This is a genomic window from Pararhizobium mangrovi (genome assembly GCF_006516965.1).
GTDB lineage: Bacteria > Pseudomonadota > Alphaproteobacteria > Rhizobiales > Rhizobiaceae > Pararhizobium_B > Pararhizobium_B mangrovi.
Map to the genome: position 1 here is coordinate 12,504 of NZ_VHLH01000013.1, position 16,025 is coordinate 28,528.

Genomic DNA, 16,025 nt, shown 5'->3' on the forward strand with positions numbered 1-16,025 from the left:
CCCGACAAAAAGCGGATTTCATGCGATTTTTCGGTCCTAATCCATGCGAAGGACGAATGACCTTGACCCGGAATGCCGTGCCGGACATCGCCGTGCTGCAAGCCTTCGAATGTGCCGCGCGCCACGGCAGCTTCACGCGGGCGGCCGAAGAGCTGAACCTGACGCAAAGTGCGGTCAGCCGGCAGATCAGGGCGCTCGAGGAACAGTTCGGCGTGCTCCTCTTCGAACGCGTGCGCCGGCGCGTCGTGCTTTCGGCGGCGGGCCGCGCGCTGATGCCGCCGATCCTCGACCTTCTCGAACGCGTCGACGACGTCATGCACCGCGCCCTCGTCTCGGCCGACAGCAAGACGGTGCTTCGTCTCGCGGCCCTGCCGACCTTCTGCAATCGCTGGCTGATGCCGCGCCTGTCCGGCTTTGCCGAACGACACCCCGATATCCTGCTCGACGTCGTCTCGCGTTCGCAGCCCTTCGACCTGATCGCCGAAGAAGTCGATCTCGCCATCCATTACGGCCAGCCGGTCTGGGCGCACGCCTCGTGCACCTATCTGTGCAGCGAGATCATCCTGCCGGTTGCAAGCCCGCGCTTCGCCGCCGCCGGCGACATCGCGTGCGCAAACGACCTCGCCGGCATGCCGCTTCTCCATCTCGCCACCCGCCCGCAGCAATGGGCGGACTGGTTCGCCCAGAACGACGCGGCGGTCGCCGCACCCCATCGCGGCCACCGTTTCGACCAGTTCGGCACCATCATCGAGGCGGCGCTGGCAGGCCTCGGCATCGCCCTCCTGCCCGTCTACCTCATCGAGGAGGAACTCGAAGCGGGCCGCCTCCACGTACTCGTCGACCGGCCGATGCGCACGCGAAACGGCTACTATCTCGTTTCGCCGGAAGGAAAGACGCAGGACGCCGCCGCCACCGCCTTCAGGAGCTGGATCCTGACACAGGTACCGAAAGCGCCTTCGGCCGAACCGACAGAGCCTTCACCGGCACGGTGACGCCCAGCGGCCTTTCCTCGCATGGCGCCGTCGCGCGTTTCGTGGCACCGCACGATAGGCCAAAGCGCGCTCGAACGGCCCCGGCGAGATTGCGGTCACCTCAACCCTCGCTCGGCGCGCAGGCTCTCATATAGGATCGAAGCACGCGTTTCACGGCTTCGGCCACCAGCGCTTCGGCGGTCGGTTCGCACCGGCCTTCGCGGACGGCCGGATAGAGTTCGCCGAGGTACTGGCCGATCATGGTCTGAGGAACGCGTACGCCTTCGAGCCGGGCCAGCAGCGCCGCGACCGCGGTGGAGGCTTCCGGCTTCGGCCAGTAATAGCGGATGCGGTCGCTGTAGCTGAAATGGCGCTGGCGGCGTTGCGCCTGCGCATTTCCCGCATAGTGGCTCTGCCAGAAGCGCGGATCGTCCGTCATGACACGTTCCATGACCGAAGGCAGCCTTTCACTTTCGGGCACTTCGTCGAGAAAGGCGTCGATCATCGCGAGGCCGTAATAGACCTCCCGCAATGCGAATGTCAGCGCCGGCCCGACCTTGAGGATCGCGTAGCCGTCTTCGACGAGTTCGCGCAGCGCATGTTCCGGCTGGTAGTCGGTGGAATGGGCTTCGAAGACGAGGTCCGGCCTGTCGGCGAGCACGCTGCTCAGCGCTCCGGCGCGGGCCCGGTCGTAGACGGCGACGTCCTCGCTGCCGAATTCCACGCCCGGCTGCACGACGATGGCGATCGCCCGCGCGAAGGCATCGTCGACACCGGCGTCCGCGAAGGCCCGTCGATGCGCGTCGAGCGTGAGACGCACGGCTTCGGGGCGCGTCGGCTCCACCGTTTCGACCGCCTCCTGCGCCCCGCCCGGCACCGGCACCTCGGTCCCGATGACATAGACGGGCACGGTGCCGGTTTCGTCTGCCGCCCTCTCCGCCACCTTCGCGAGCCGCGCCGCGCGTCGGGCCACAATCTCGTCGGCGAGTGCAGCCGGCTCGCCGGCACAGCCCATGCTCGCATCGAGGTGGATCTTCTCGAAGCCGGCGCGCACATAGGCCTCGACCATCGCCTCGGCGCGATCCATCGCCTCGTCGGCGTCGAGCGTCTTCCATGGATTCGGGCCGAGGTGGTCGCCGCCGAGGATCAATTTCTCCCGGGGAAAGCCGGCCGCGTCGGCGAGATCCTCCACCCGGCGCTTGAAGTCGGCCGGCTTCATGCCGGTATAGCCGCCTTCCTGGTTCACCTGGTTGCAGGTCGCTTCGACGAGCAATTCCGTGCCCAGATCGCGGGCCTCGGCGAGCGCTGCTTCGAGCACCACCGGGTGCGCCGAACATACCGACGGAATGCCGCGTTTCCGCTTACGGTTTTGCGAAGCGAGATCGCGCAGGGTTCTCGACGCCATTACGCCCTCCTCTTCCTATTTCGCGGAAAGGATACGTGCCGGACGAACTTTTTCAATCGGATAAGCGATCGGATCCGGGCCGCTCGCCGGGCGATCGCTCGAGGGCGCATTTCGGCAAGCCCAGGCTCTTCGATGCGAACGATGCGCCGAGCAAGGAGATAGAGCGCCGGACCCGATTCAATCGTGTCGCGAAGCACTTTGGAACGCCTCGGTGGTGAGCGCCTGCGTGTTGCGAAGGCGGCTATAGGCGCCGTTGCGAGCGATAAGCTCGTGGTGCCCGCCCTCCTCGATGATCCGCCCCTCGTGCATGACGATGATGCGGTCGGCGTTTCGAATGGTCGCCAGACGGTGGGCGATGACGAGCACGGTTCGCCCTCGCGACAGTTCGTCCAGCGATTGCTGGATCATCTGCTCCGTCTGCGTATCGAGCGCGGAGGTCGCCTCGTCGAGGATGAGGACGGCGGGATCCTTCAGGAAGATGCGCGCGATCGCCACGCGCTGCTTCTGGCCGCCGGAAAGCTTCAGTCCGCGTTCCCCGACGACGGTATCGAGACCCTCCGGCAGGCCGTCGATCATTGTCGAAAGCCGCGCGCGACGGGCGGCTTCGAGGATCTCTGCGTCGCACGCACCGAGGCGGCCATAGCCGATGTTCTCGCGCAGCGTGCCGGCGAACAGGAACACGTCCTGCTGCACGACGGCGATCTGGCGGCGCAGCGAGGCCATGGTCAGGTCGCGCACGTCCTGCCCGTCGAGCGTCACGCGACCATCCGTAACCTCGTAGAAGCGCGGCAGGAGCGAAAGCAGCGTGCTCTTGCCCGCGCCGGACTCGCCGACGAAGGCGATCGTCTCGCCGGGCTTCACGGTCAGGCTCACCTCCTTCAGGACCGGCCGGCCCGGCGCGTAGCCGAACGCCACCCGTTCGAACGCGATCGCCCCTTGCGCCGCGTCGATATCGTGCGCGCCCGGCCGATCGACGATCGTCGGCTCGCTGTCCATCAGTTCGCGGAAGCGGCGGAAACCGGCGATGCCGCGCGGATAGGTCTCCAGCACAGCGGCGATCTTTTCGAGCGGCTGGTAGAAGACGTTGATGAGCAGCAGGAAGCCGACGAAGCCGCCGACACTCAGGCTGCCGGTCGTCACGAAATAGGCGCCGGAGATCAGGATGAGCACCTGGACGACGCGCATGCCGAGATAGTTCGTGGCGAGCGTCGCGGCCATGATGCGGTAGGCTTCGTGCTTGACCGCGCGGTAGCCCGCATTGTCCTTTGCGAAGAGCGCCCGCTCGTGATCCTCGTTTGCGAAGGCGCGCACCACGCGCGCACCGCCGATCGTCTCTTCGATGCGTGCGTTAAAGGCGCCGATGCGGCCGAGCTGGTTGCGCCAATTGTTCGTCATGGCGCCGCCGTAGCGAATGACGAGCCACATGACGAGCGGCGCGATCGCCGCCGCGATCAGCGCCAGCGGCGGGTGGACGAGGAACATCAGCACCAGCGCGCCGACGAAGGTCATCACCGCGACGAAGACGTCTTCAGGCCCGTGATGGGCGACCTCGCCGATGTCCTCCAGATCCTTCGTCAGGCGGGCGACGAGATGGCCGCTCCGACGCTCGTCGAAGAAGCTGAGCGACTGCTTCTGCAGATGGTCGAACCCCTCGCGCCGCATCTCCGTCTCGATGGCGATGCCGAGGACGTGGCCCCAATAGGTCACGACGACCATCAGCCCCGTATTGACCAGATAGACGACGAGCAGGACGATGGCGGCGAGCGCGATCAGCACCCAGTCGCCGCGTGGCAGCAATTGATCGACGAACACCGACACGGCCAACGGAAAGCCGAGCGAAAGCAGGCCTGAAAGCACCGCGCAGCCGAAATCGAGCATGAAGAGCCGGCGGTGTGGTGCGTAATAGGTCGCGAACCGGCGAAGCATCGCCATGCCGCCCATCTCGTGTTCACCCGCCTGCGCTGTCACTACTTGTCCCAACCCCTTCGCCAGTACGCGACGGCCTGATGCCGGTCCTTCGAAAGCCCGCGGCGCCGGCGCCAGTCGACACGGATCGAACGGAACTCGGCGAACTCGGCAGCCGCCCATGCGAAGATATCGGGACGATCGGGAAAGTCGATCTGGGCACTGCGTTCCAGGAGAGATCCGGCACGATCCGAACGGCACAGCCATTCGAGCTTCACCCCTGCGGGTGCGCGAAGCGTCTGGCGTTCGCCGGGATCCTCGACCTCGATCAGCGCATGTCCCTTCGCGTCGTCCGGCATCGCCTCCACAAGTCGGGCGATCGCCGGCAGCGCCGTCTCGTCGCCGACAAAGAGGTTCCATCCGGCGCGCGGCGCGCTTCCGCCACCCGGTCCCATGAGACCGAGCGTATCACCCGGCCTCGCCTCTTCCGCGAAGCGAGAACCGGGCCCTGCATCCGCATGACGCACGAAATCGATGTCGATCTCGCCAACCATCGGATCGACCCGGCGCAGCGTGTATCGCCGGATGACGGCGCTCGTCTCCGGCGGGCCCCAATCGACGAGCCCGTCCGCACCGAGCCTCGGCCAGCGCACCGTTCCGCCCGCCTGCGGCAGGAGAAGCTTTACGTGCAGGGAAGCCGTCGTATCGAACCGAAAGAGGTCGTTCCCTGACAGAGTGATACGGCGCATGCGCGGCGTCACGTCACGGATGGCGCGCACCGTCAGCGCACGGAAGTTCGGAAGGTCCGGCAGCGCTGCACCCGCGCCGTGCCAGACGATCTCCGGCCCTTCGTCGCGTGCCATCGGTCCGAGATGGCTGGCGAGCATGTATTTCAGCGCCTCCAGCGAACTCTCCTCACCGGCCCGCGCGGTCATGTCGAGGTTGCCACGACCGGCCGTAAGGCGTGCGGCGGCTTGCCCGTTCGAAAGGTGGATCGCGTCCGCCTCGCGCGTGACCTCGAGGCCGTGTTCTCCGAGATGATCGGCAAGCGCGGTCATGTAATGCCCGCTTTCGGCGAGCCGAACGGACGTCTTCGATACGAGCATGCTCATGCCGGCCTCATCCCAATTCGCTTTCCGCAAGGCCGCCGACATCGATGTGAAGACGGCCCGCCCGGTTGCGTTCGACACGCGCCGTAACGCCATAGATCACACCGATCCGGTCTCCGGTCAGAGCCTCTTCGGGCGGTGCATCGGCGACGACGCGGCCATGGTGAAGGAGAACCACACGATCGGCCCAGCGCGCCGCAAGGGACAGATCGTGCAGGACGACGAGAACGATGCATCCCGTTTCGGCCAGTCGGCGGGCGGCCCCCATCACGCGTTCCTGGTGCTTCAGGTCGAGCGCGCTGGTCGGCTCGTCCAGAAGCAGGATGCGCGGCTCGCGCGCCAGCGCCTGGGCGAGTGCCGCCATCTGGCGCTGGCCGCCGGAAAGCGTGTCGAGCCGGCCCATCGCGAGGTCGACGATGCCGAGGCTTTCGAGCACCGAAACGGCGGCACGGCGCGCATCGCGGCCCGAGCGCACGTGCTCGGGCGCGGAAACCGAAAGCCCGGCGACGATCGATTCGAGGACGCTCAGGCCGACGCCCTGCGGCAGGGATTGCGGCATGAAGGCGAGCTGCTGTGCACGCCTTGCGATCGGCTCGCGAAGGAGATCCGCACCGTCGAACCGCACGCACCCGCTCGCCGGAACGATACCGGCGATGGCGCGCAGAAGCGTCGACTTGCCCGCGGCGTTCGGGCCGACGAGCGCCGTCAGCGACCCCGCCGCGATGCCGTCGATCGACACGTCGTGGATCACCGGTCGCCGCCGGTAGCCCGCCGTCAGGTGTTCGATCGCGAGGGCGCTCATGCCGCACGGCTCCGGTGGAGGATCAGCGCGACGAAGACCGGCACGCCGGCGATCGCGGTGACGATGCCGATCGGCAGCGCGACACCCGGCACCAGAAGCTTGCTGAGGATCGATGCGACGGCCATCAGAAGCGCTCCCGTCAGTGCGCTCGCCGGAACGAGCAGGCGGTGGTCCTCGCCGATCAGGAGGCGCGCGATGTGCGGGCCGACGAGGCCGACGAAGCCGATCGTGCCGACGAAGGCGACGGCCGTGCCGGTGAGCAGGCTGATGCGCACGAGCGCGAAGAAGCGCAGCCGGCGCACGTCGACGCCGAAGCTCAGAGCCCGTTCCTCGCCGAGGCGAAGCAGCGTCATGTGCCGTGCGGCGGCAAGCGTGAACGGGAGGAGAAGCGCGAGAACGGCCGCGAGGATTCCGGCTTCGGTCCAGCCCACCCGCTGCAGGCTACCCATCATCCAGAAGACGACCTGCTGGAGAGATTGCTGCGAGGCGTAGAACTGGACGAGCGCGACGAGCGCGTTGAAGGAGAACTGAAGCGCGATGCCGAAGAGGATGAGCGTATGCGTGGCGTTGCCGGCGGCCCTGGCGAGAAGCTGCAGCAGGAAGACGGAGGCAAGCGCGAAGACGAAGGCGTTCGCCGGCACGATCCAGTTCGCGCCGATGCCCGGAGCCGACAGGTTCAGCACGATCGCGATCGCCGCGCCGAGGGCGGCCGCCGAAGACACGCCGAGCGTGAAGGGCGAGGAGAGCGGATTGTCGAGCACCGTCTGCATCTCGACGCCGGCGACCGAGAGCGCCGCACCGACGAGCGCGGCCATGGCGGCGGCCGGCAGGCGCACGTCCCAGACGATCACGTGTTCGATGCGCGAAAGCGTGTCGGGAAGCACGATGCCGCGCACGACCTGCCACACGCCGAGATCCGAAGGGCCGGTCACAACGTCCGCGAGTGCCAGAAGAAGGGCGGCGATCGCAAGCACGATAACGAGCACCGTGCGCCGCGTCGCGATACGCCGGTGCCGGTCGACGACCGTTTCGCCCTCGTGGGATAGCGTGATCGTCACCGCTTGCGCACTCCCTCGAGCGAAACGGCGAAACAGCCTTCGAGCGGCACCGCGAGGAAACGCGTGTTGATTTCGGCCATCGTCGCCTGCGGATCGATGTCGGCGAAGAGTGCCGGATGCTGCCACCTTGCGAGCGCTTCCAGCGCGATCGCGTTCAGCGGTGTGGCCTGCAGGAGATGCCACAGGCCGAAGGCGCGACCGTCGCGCACGGCCGGCAGAACGCCGATCTCGGCCGATTGCAACGCCGCGGCAAGCGAGGCGCGCGCTTCATCCTGCGAAACGCCCGGGCCGATCACCGGTCCGCCGGTGCCGGCGAGATAGGGGCCGCCGGTCGCGACGACGAGGTCCGGATCCTGCGCGAGCACGTATTCGAGGCCCGTGCGCACCCATGGCCGGTTGTCGGAGAGCGCGTCGCCGATATTCGCGCCGCCGGCGGCATCGATGAATTCTCCGAGGCCCGCCCTGCCCGGCACGTAGCAGCAATCCCAGCCTTGCGCCCCGCTATGCGCCTGCAATAGCACGCTCGGGCGCGCCGGGGCCTCGGCAGCCAGCCGCTTCCTCACACGCGCAAGTCGCTCTTCGTGGAAGGCGGCGAACGCCTCGGCCTTCTCCTCGACCTCGCCGCCGAAGAGCCGCCCGAGCGCGCGCATGCTCGGCGCGGTGTTCTCGAGCGGCTTGGCGTAGAAATCGACGAAGACGACGCGAATGCCGGCGGCTTCGAGCCGCTCGACGACATGCGTGTCCTCGGGGCCGGGCCCGTAGCTTCCCGCGAGGATCGCGACCGCCGGATCGGTGGCGAGCGCCGCCTCGATCGAAAAGGTGTCCGGGCTCGCCTCGCCGACGACCGGTACGTCGGCGATCGCGGGAAAGCGCTCGGCGTACTGCGCGTAGATCACCGTGCTGTGGCGCTTCAGGTCGCCCTGCCAGCCGGCGAGCAGGCTCACCGGATCGGGATGGATAAGCGCCAGCGCCAGAAGCGCATGCCCGTCGCCGAGAAGCACGCGCCTCGTCAGATCGCCGTCGAACGGCGCGACATCGGCCGAAACGCGTGCCGTATCCGCCTTCGCAGGCGTAACGAGCGAACCCGCGAGCGCAGCACCTGCGACACCGGCAAAGCCCTTCAACAGCGAACGGCGGCGAAGCGGGACGCCTGCCGCCCGTTCGCCCTTTCGGTGCACGCCGTCTACCATTCGTAACTCAGCGTTCCGCGGACCGCCCGCCCGTTCCCGTAGTAGCAGGCGTTCGTGCTGTTGCAGGAGGCGACGTATTCCTTGTCGAAGAGGTTCGAGGCGTTGACCGCGAGCTTCAGCCCTTCGAGCTTTTCCTGGCGGGCGCCGAAGTCGTAGCGCACCGCTGCGTCGAAGAGCGTGTAGCCGTCCGCCTCGATCGAATTGCCGGTGTCGCCGTAGGACGCACCGGCGGCGCGCACCCCGCCGCCGAGGCCGAGGCCGGCGAGCGGACCGGTTTCGAAACTGTAGTTCACCCAGGCGGAAGCCTGATGCTCGGGCACGTAGGGAACGCGGTTGCCCTGCGTTCCGTCCGTCGCCTCGACGATCTCGGAGTCCTGATAGGCGTAGGAAGCGATAATTTCGAAGCCGTTCGACATGTCGATCTTGGCTTCCGCCTCTATACCGCGCACGCGGACCTCGCCGACCTGTTCGCGCACATTGGTGATCACGTTGGAAACGAGGACGTTGTCCTGACCAAGATCGTAGGCCGCGAGCGTGAAGAGGCTGCGGGTGCCAGGCGGCTGGTACTTGATGCCGACCTCCACCTGCTCGCCTTCGGTGGGAACGTAGGCATCCCCGTCGGCGTCCGATCCGGTCTGCGGCTCGAACGAGGTCGAATAGCTGACATAGGGCGAAACACCGCTGTCGAAGGCGTAGAGCAGCCCGGCGCGCCCCGTGAACTGGCTGTCGTCGACGGCGGCGTTCGACCCGCTCAGCCGGTCGTCGGTGACGGACTCGCTCCAGTCGTGGCGGCCGGCGAGCGTCAGGTGCCAGCGATCGAACACCATCTGGTCCTGAAGGTAGAGGCCGAGCTGGTCGAGCGACTGGTCCTGGTCCACGAGCGTCGCGAGCGGCCCGACGGACGCGCCGTATTGCGGATCGTAGATGTCGAGATCCGCGACGTCGCCACTGGTATAGGAATAGTCCGTGTCCTGGTCGATGAAATCAATGCCGGCAAGCCATGTATGCCGCACGGGCCCCGTATCGAAATCACCGGTCGCGTTGGTGTCGACGGTAAGCGCGGAGGTCTCGTCGTGGATGCCGGCGGCGATGCGTGCCAGGCTCCGACCGTCCGCGCGCAGGCCGAAGACGGGATGCGTGCGCACGACGTCGAGATCGTAATCGATCGTGCCGTAGCGAAGGTTCTGGCGCACCGTCACGCCGCTGTCGAAGGTATGCTCGAAGAGGTAGCCGATCCCGTACTGCTCGAAGTCGAAATCGTCGAAACCCGGCTCGCCGACGAAGAAGTCCCGCGAGATGTTGCCGTTGGGGTTGTCGTAGAGCGTGCCGAGTGCGGGCAGGAACTGAAGCGACTCGCTGTCCTTGGTGACGTAGTGGCCGAGCACCGTCAGCGAGGTGGCCTCATCCGGGCTCCACTTCAACGCCGGCGCGATCTCGAGGCGGTCGTCCTGCACGTAGTCGACATTCGTCTCGGCCGAACGGGCAAGACCCGCCAACCGATAGGAAAAGACGCCGGCCGGATCGAGCGGACCACCGAAATCGAAGGCACCCTGGTAGCGCTCGGGCGAACCGGTCTGGATCTGCACCTCGTGCAGCGGTTCGTCCGTCGGCCGCTTGCTCACCATGTTGACGAGGCCGCCGGGCGGCGTCTGGCCGTAAAGCCCGGAAGACGGCCCCTTCAGCACCTCGATGCGTTCGAGAAGCCACGGATCGATCTGTTGCCATGCGAAGACGCCGCGCGGCAGGCGCAGGCCGTCGAGATATTCCGGGACCTGAAAGCCGCGCGAGCGGATCCAGTCCGCGCGCGGATCCGCGCCGAAGCTTTCGCTGGAGATGCCCGGCACGTAGCGAAGCGCTTCGGAATTCGACTGAACCGCTTGCTCTTGCATCTGCTCTGCCGAGACGACGGCGATCGACTGCGGCGTGTCGACGATCGCCGTGTCGGTCTTGGTGCCGGTCGCCGATCGTTCGGCGACGATGCCACCGACCGGTCCCGTCGCGTCTTCGAGCGCACCGGTGCCGGCCTCGACGGAAAGGCGCTCGAGCGTCGTTGCGTCCGAGCTCGCCTCCTGAGCGTGCGCCGCCATGGTCCAACCCATGGCCCAACTCAGGGTACAGGTGGCGAGAAGAACGGCCTTCAACGGCACGTTCGGCGACTGCTTGGTTCGGTTCACGACATGGCCCCCAAAAACATGACATTTATACTCATCTTTAGGGTTCATAGTCGGCGGCGGCATGAAGGGCAACGACGCCGACATGCGCGATCCTACCGAATATGTACGCGTGGATTTCGAACGGTTCTAAGCGTCGTCCGCGTGACCTTCCGCGCGCCGAAGCAGGTCGCGCGGCATCATGCCGAAGCGACGGCGAAAGAGATTGGCGAAATGCGTCCGGCTGTAGCCGGTTTCCTCCGCCACCTGCCCGACGGAACGCGCTCCGCCGGAAAGAAGGCGCAGCGCTGTCTGCAGGCGATGTTCCTGAAGATAGGCGTAGGGCGTGGTTCCGTAGAGCATGTGAAAACCGCGATTGAGCTTGAGCGGGTTCGTGCCGCAGGCCCGCGCGAGCGTCGCGATGTCCGGCGGCGCGTGCATGGCATCGACCAGCATGTCGCGCGCGCGGCGAACCATCTCCCGTTCGCCCGGCGACATGGCGCCACGGGCCACGGACGGCCCTTTAACGGCGAACCGGCCGAGGACGAGCGCGGCGAGTTCCAGTGCCTTGGCACAGCGATAGAAGGGGTCCGCGTGCCTTCCGAGCGCGAGAAGTTGAGCGGCGACGGCTCGGGCGGAAGCATCGAGGGACCCCGAGCGCAAGAGCGGATATTCCGGGGAGATCTCGGCGTTGGCGAGCCATCGCCACGGCTCCCCGCCGAGCTCGCGACGCACCAGATCGGGGTCGAGCGTCAGCAGGACGGAACGGAAGGGCACATGCTCTGCGAAAATCCGTTCGCACGCATGCTCGCCTTCGGCGAGCACAACGATGCAGGTCGGCACGCCGATTTCGAGTGCCGGTACCTTTCCGACCCTCAGGCACATTTCGCCGGATAGAACGACGAGCAGCCGCAAACCGTCGCGGATCGGCTCGACGACGCGATGGGGCGCTGCGTAAATCGTGTCGACCGTCGCGACTTCCAGTGCCCCGCCGAGATGCCGCGAGACATCGGCGGTAGGCCCGCCGCTTTCCCGTCGCTCGACAAACGTCCCATGCCCCACGGCCGTCCGGTCTCCACTTCGTCTCGATCGTCGGAGACGCCCTACCATAAACATGACAACGTTTGTCATGTTTATTCTCGCAACATGGAAGCCGGATGGGATTGCCTGGCATGGCAAGGGAGACCGGCCGCACGCCGGTCGGCATGCACCGGGACGCCTTTTTCGGGAGACGACCCGGAACGGGGATCGGCGAACGGACTTCCGAGGGGAGGTTGTGGGCGCCCGGAAGCATGCCGTGGGGAGCGGCCGTCCGCCGATGCCGATCCCGTTTCGATCGTGCTCGCCATGGGGGATGGCTCGCACGGAAGGCGAAGGGGGCCGGCGTGCGGCGATCGCGTCGAAGGCGGCAGGGGCGCCGATGAAGGGGTCGGATGAACGATGCCCCGTCCGCCTTCGACGCCGCCAGAAATGCAGGTGGCTTGTTTCCCCATTAGGTCTTTCGGGTTTCGCCTTCGTATCCACGACGGGGAAATTGCTTCGCGAAGTTGCTCCCTCGCCCGCCGGAAACGAACGGATACAAAATTGCCCTTTGCCGTGATGGCATCGCACCATCCTCCATGCGATGGAACATCGGACGAACGCACGGACACGCGACAATGCAAGAGCCCCACATCCTCGTCGTCGACGACGATCCAGAGATCCGCGACCTCCTCGTCACCTACCTGCGCGGACAGGGCTTTCGCGCTTCGTTCGCCGGCGACCGCGCCTCCTTCAGCGCGCGGATCGCGGCGGAGCGCTTCGACCTCGTCGTGCTGGACGTAATGCTGCCGGACGGCTCGGGTCTCGACATCTGCCGGGGCCTGAGGCTCGACCGCCCGAACCTGCCCGTCATCCTGCTGACCGCGCTGCGCGAGGATATCGACCGCATCATCGGTCTCGAGATCGGCGCAGACGACTATATGGGCAAACCGTTCAATCCACGCGAGCTCGTCGCGCGCATCCGCGCCGTGCTGCGCCGGGCCCAGGCCGTATCGCTGCCGGGGAGCGAGACCGAGGGACATTATCGCTTTGTGGGCTTCACACTCGATCCCGGCCGATACGTGCTTCTGGCGCCCGATGGCGAGCCCGTCGAGCTGACACCGGCGGAGTTTGCCCTTCTCGAGGTCTTCGTGCGCCATGCGGGCAGGCTCCTTTCGCGCGACCAGCTCCTCGACGCCACGCAGGGACGCGAACACCAGCCCTTCGACCGCTCCATCGACATCCTGATGAGCCGCCTTCGCCGCAAGCTCGGCGAGCATAGCCCGGACACGCTCTTTCGCACGGTGCGCAACGGCGGCTACCAGCTCGTCTGCCGCGTCGAATTCCGGAGCGAGGAAGCGTGAGATCGCTGCGAGCCCGCATCGCGCTTCTCATCGTCGCGACGATCGGCGGCGTCGTCGCGCTCGCCTCGTTCGCCGCGATCGCCACCATGCAGCCGCCGAGGATGGAAGCGACGCTTCTGCCCGAGGCGCGCCAGCTCGCCGCCCTCTTGCGCCTGCAGGCACGTTATCCCGACGCCGACACCGGGATCACGCTCGGTCCCAAACCCGCCGAAGGCCGGTACGATCCACGGGGATCGAGGCTTCTGCGCACGGCGCTGCGCCGCGTCGGCGTCGATCGGCCGGTGCGGGTGAGTGGAGGCGAACCGGCCGATCTGCATATCGCCTCGATCGCGCTGCCGAGTGGGCAATGGGCCGTAATGGCGATCCCGAATTTCGCCCCGCCCGGCGACCGGCGCCGCGTCTTCCTCATCTGGATGGCGGTGCTTCTCGTCAGCGCCGTGGCGGCCGCGCTCCTCCTCGCGACGGTGCTCACCCGCCCCCTTCGCCTGCTTCAGGAAGCGGCAGAACGCATCGGTCCCGACGGTACGCTGCCGCACATAGAAGAGAAGGGATCCGCCGACGTACGGGCGACGGCCCATGCCCTGAACCAGCTATCGAGCCGGCTGAAGGCGGCCACGGAAAGCCGCATGCGCCTCGTCGCGGCCGCCGGCCACGATTTGCGCACGCCGATCACCCGCATGCGGCTTCGCGCCGAGTTTCTCGACGAACCGCAGCGCGGCAAGTGGCTGAACGACACGAACGAGCTGGAGCGCATCGCCGAAAGCGCGATCACGCTGGTGCGCGAGGAAGCGGCGACGACCGAAACGAAGGCTTTCGATCTCGACGGCGAGGTCGCCCATGTGTGCCACGAGCTCGGCCGGATGGGCTATCCCGTCGGAATGGAGGAGCTCGATGCCTGCCGCATCGTCGCCGATCCGCTTTCGCTCCGTCGGGCGCTGCGCAACCTCGTCCTGAACGCCGCCACGCACGGCAGAAGCGCCCACGTCGCCCTCGCCTGCACGGCGGATACCGCCCGCATCGTCATCACCGACGAAGGCCCCGGCATTCCCGACACCCTCCTCGACAAGGCCTTCGAACCGTTCTTCCGTGCCGATCCCGCCCGCAACCACACGATCCCCGGCGCCGGCCTCGGCATGGCGATCGCCCGCCAGATCATTGAGCGCTACGGCGGAACGATCACCATCGAAAACGCCGCGACCGGGGGCCTGCACCAGGAAATCTCGTTCCCGCGATCGACGAATTCCGCCCCAACGGCGCGTTCGCCCGAAAACGACCGATAACCGCCTGCCTTCGTCGTACACGAAGCAGAAGAAATCGGCCGGAATGTCTTGAAGAAATGGCGCCCCGTTCGAACGAAGTCCGAACTTATTTCCTAAATCAGGTCGTACATTTCCATCGGAGATGGCGCGCCCGGGAAGATTCGAACTCCCGACCCCCAGATTCGTAGTCTGGTGCTCTATCCAGCTGAGCTACGGGCGCCTGGCGCTGCGTTCGAGCGCCGGCCGCAGTCTCTAATCGGTCGTGGCGGGGAATGCAAGCGGTGGAGGAAAGTTCTCTCGGGATCGTTTCAAACGGCACGTGCCTGCGCTGCTGCTTCCTGCCGGCGATCGGGCAAGGCGATGTGGAAGCGGGTGCCGGGCGTTGCCGGTTCCTCCAGCGCGATCGTGCCGCCATGGGCGGTGACGAGTTCGCGCACGATCGCGAGGCCGAGCCCGGTGCCGCCGCTGCGCGACGAACCGCGGAAGGGGGCGAAGAGGTTTTCGCGCGTGGTCGCCGGCAGGCCCGGCCCCGTGTCCTCGACGCGAATGTGCACGACGTCGGCCTCGCGGCACGCCGCCACCTTGATGCGGCGCACGAGTGCGGCATCGCTGCGGTCGTCGTCCTGCATCGCCTCGCAGGCGTTGCGCGCAAGATTGTGGACGATGCGGAAAAGCTGTTCGCTGTCGGCATCGACCATGAGGTCGTCCGGCACGTCGATGACGAAGGCGATGTCGAGGTCCCCGTCGACGTCGAGCAGGTCCCGCACGTCCTCGACGAGGGCTGCGAGCGCCAGGCGCCGGCGCGTCGGTGCTGCCTCGCGCGCCTGGCCGTAGGCCATCACCGCGCGGGAATAGCCGACCGCCCGATCGATCGTGCGCAGCAGCTTCGGCGCCAGCCGCTTGACGACGGGGTCGTCGACCGTCGAGAGCCGGTCCGACATCAGCTGCGCCGACGACAGGATGTTGCGCATGTCGTGGTTGATCTTGGAGACGGCGAGCCCCAGGCTCGCAAGGTTCGCCTGCTGCTTGAGCATGTGGCGGATCTCTTCCTCGAGCGCGGCGAGATGGCGGCGCGCCAGACCGATCTCGTCGTCGCCGGACCCCGGCGCGATGATGCGTTCGGGATCCTCGGGCGCTTCGGAAAAGCTGCGCATGTTGTCGATGAGGTCCTGGATCGGCCGGATCATCATGCGGTTGATGGAGAAGAAGACGAGCCCTGCCGTGATCAGCGAGATGAGCAGCGACAGGAGAAGCACGTTGCGCACGTAGACGAGCATGTCGTTGCGAAGCGCGGTGTCGTCGAGCACCATGTCGACGACCATCTTCCCGTGTGCGACGGGGCCGTAGACGCGCACGGGACGGTGTCCCCCGAGAATGAGCGTATCGAAGGCCTGGCCGATCGCCGTCAGCGGCCCGATGTCCGCGAGATCGGTGGTCTGGGCGATCGCCGACGGCATGTCGTCGACGGAGGCGATCAGGCGCGTCGCATCGCCCATCTTGAGTGCGATCGCCTTCGTGCCGGTCGCCATCAGCGCCTGTCGCTGCAGCGCGTCGGGCAGTTCGACGTTCTTCAACCCGTCGATGATGACGCTCGTTCCGGCGGCGCGGTTGACCTGGTCGTGCAGCCAGCGCAGGCGCATGTTGGCGACCGAAGGCACGAAGATCAGCACTTCGGCCAGCATGACGAACAGGATCGTCAGCACGAGCAGCTTGCGCGAAAGGCTGCGTCGCGGCCGCTGCGCGAGCTCGGCTGGCATGCCGGCGCGTTCCTCGTTCTGCCCCTCGGCCATGA

Annotated in this window: 12 protein-coding genes and 1 tRNA gene; 3 read left to right on the top strand and 10 right to left on the bottom strand. The window is 66.8% G+C overall.

The features are described 5' to 3' along the window. Positions 1–56 precede the first annotated feature (56 nt). Positions 57–992 (top strand): LysR family transcriptional regulator, encoded by a 936-nt coding sequence (locus FJU11_RS08185; RefSeq protein WP_141166554.1) that lies wholly within the window; start codon positions 57–59, stop codon positions 990–992. Positions 993–1,092: 100 nt separating this feature from the next. On the opposite strand, the gene FJU11_RS08190 is transcribed toward FJU11_RS08185, so the two are convergent. The 8 genes from FJU11_RS08190 to FJU11_RS18265 all read right to left on the bottom strand — a co-directional run bounded on the left by FJU11_RS08190 (position 1,093) and on the right by FJU11_RS18265 (position 11,652). Next, positions 1,093–2,376 (bottom strand): D-tagatose-bisphosphate aldolase, class II, non-catalytic subunit, encoded by a 1,284-nt coding sequence (locus FJU11_RS08190; RefSeq protein ID WP_141166555.1) that lies wholly within the window; start codon positions 2,374–2,376, stop codon positions 1,093–1,095. Between the two features lie 177 nt (positions 2,377–2,553). Beyond that, positions 2,554–4,302, bottom strand: coding sequence for an ABC transporter ATP-binding protein (locus FJU11_RS08195; RefSeq protein WP_141166643.1), 1,749 nt, complete (start codon positions 4,300–4,302; stop codon positions 2,554–2,556). Between the two features lie 41 nt (positions 4,303–4,343). Beyond that, entirely contained in the window at positions 4,344–5,393 is a 1,050-nt protein-coding gene (locus tag FJU11_RS08200; protein ID WP_181408096.1) for a siderophore-interacting protein, read from the bottom strand. A 7-nt stretch (positions 5,394–5,400) separates the two neighbouring features. Further along, positions 5,401–6,192 carry an ABC transporter ATP-binding protein gene (locus FJU11_RS08205; protein ID WP_141166557.1) on the bottom strand — a complete coding sequence of 264 codons (792 nt, stop codon included), beginning with the start codon at positions 6,190–6,192 and terminating at the stop codon, positions 5,401–5,403. Continuing rightward, a complete protein-coding gene (locus tag FJU11_RS08210) occupies positions 6,189–7,250 on the bottom strand; it encodes a FecCD family ABC transporter permease (protein ID WP_141166558.1) in 1,062 nt (353 codons plus the stop codon). The genes FJU11_RS08205 and FJU11_RS08210 overlap by 4 nt, the downstream gene beginning before the upstream one ends. Continuing rightward, positions 7,247–8,440: an ABC transporter substrate-binding protein gene (locus FJU11_RS08215; RefSeq protein WP_141166559.1), complete on the bottom strand. Its 1,194-nt coding sequence runs from the start codon at positions 8,438–8,440 to the stop codon at positions 7,247–7,249. Before FJU11_RS08215 ends, FJU11_RS08210 begins: the two co-directional genes overlap by 4 nt. Then, positions 8,434–10,614, bottom strand: a complete 2,181-nt coding sequence (locus tag FJU11_RS08220) for a TonB-dependent siderophore receptor (protein WP_181408097.1) — start codon at positions 10,612–10,614, stop codon at positions 8,434–8,436. Before FJU11_RS08220 ends, FJU11_RS08215 begins: the two co-directional genes overlap by 7 nt. Before the next feature lie 126 nt (positions 10,615–10,740). Next, positions 10,741–11,652, bottom strand: a complete 912-nt coding sequence (locus FJU11_RS18265) for a helix-turn-helix transcriptional regulator (RefSeq protein WP_181408098.1) — start codon at positions 11,650–11,652, stop codon at positions 10,741–10,743. 596 nt (positions 11,653–12,248) lie between these two features. Between FJU11_RS18265 and FJU11_RS08230 the strand changes: the two genes are divergently transcribed. Both FJU11_RS08230 and FJU11_RS08235 read left to right on the top strand, forming a co-directional pair. Beyond that, positions 12,249–12,974, top strand: coding sequence for a response regulator (locus FJU11_RS08230; RefSeq protein ID WP_141166562.1), 726 nt, complete (start codon positions 12,249–12,251; stop codon positions 12,972–12,974). After that, entirely contained in the window at positions 12,971–14,254 is a 1,284-nt protein-coding gene (locus FJU11_RS08235) for an ATP-binding protein (protein ID WP_141166563.1), read from the top strand. The genes FJU11_RS08230 and FJU11_RS08235 overlap by 4 nt, the downstream gene beginning before the upstream one ends. 122 nt (positions 14,255–14,376) lie before the next feature. On the opposite strand, the gene FJU11_RS08240 is transcribed toward FJU11_RS08235, so the two are convergent. Together FJU11_RS08240 and FJU11_RS08245 are read right to left on the bottom strand one after the other, a co-directional pair. Continuing rightward, a tRNA-Arg gene (locus FJU11_RS08240) sits at positions 14,377–14,453 on the bottom strand. Positions 14,454–14,541: 88 nt separating this feature from the next. Beyond that, on the bottom strand, positions 14,542–16,023 hold the full coding sequence (locus FJU11_RS08245) for a sensor histidine kinase (protein ID WP_141166564.1): 1,482 nt from the start codon (positions 16,021–16,023) through the stop codon (positions 14,542–14,544). Positions 16,024–16,025: the final 2 nt, after the last annotated feature.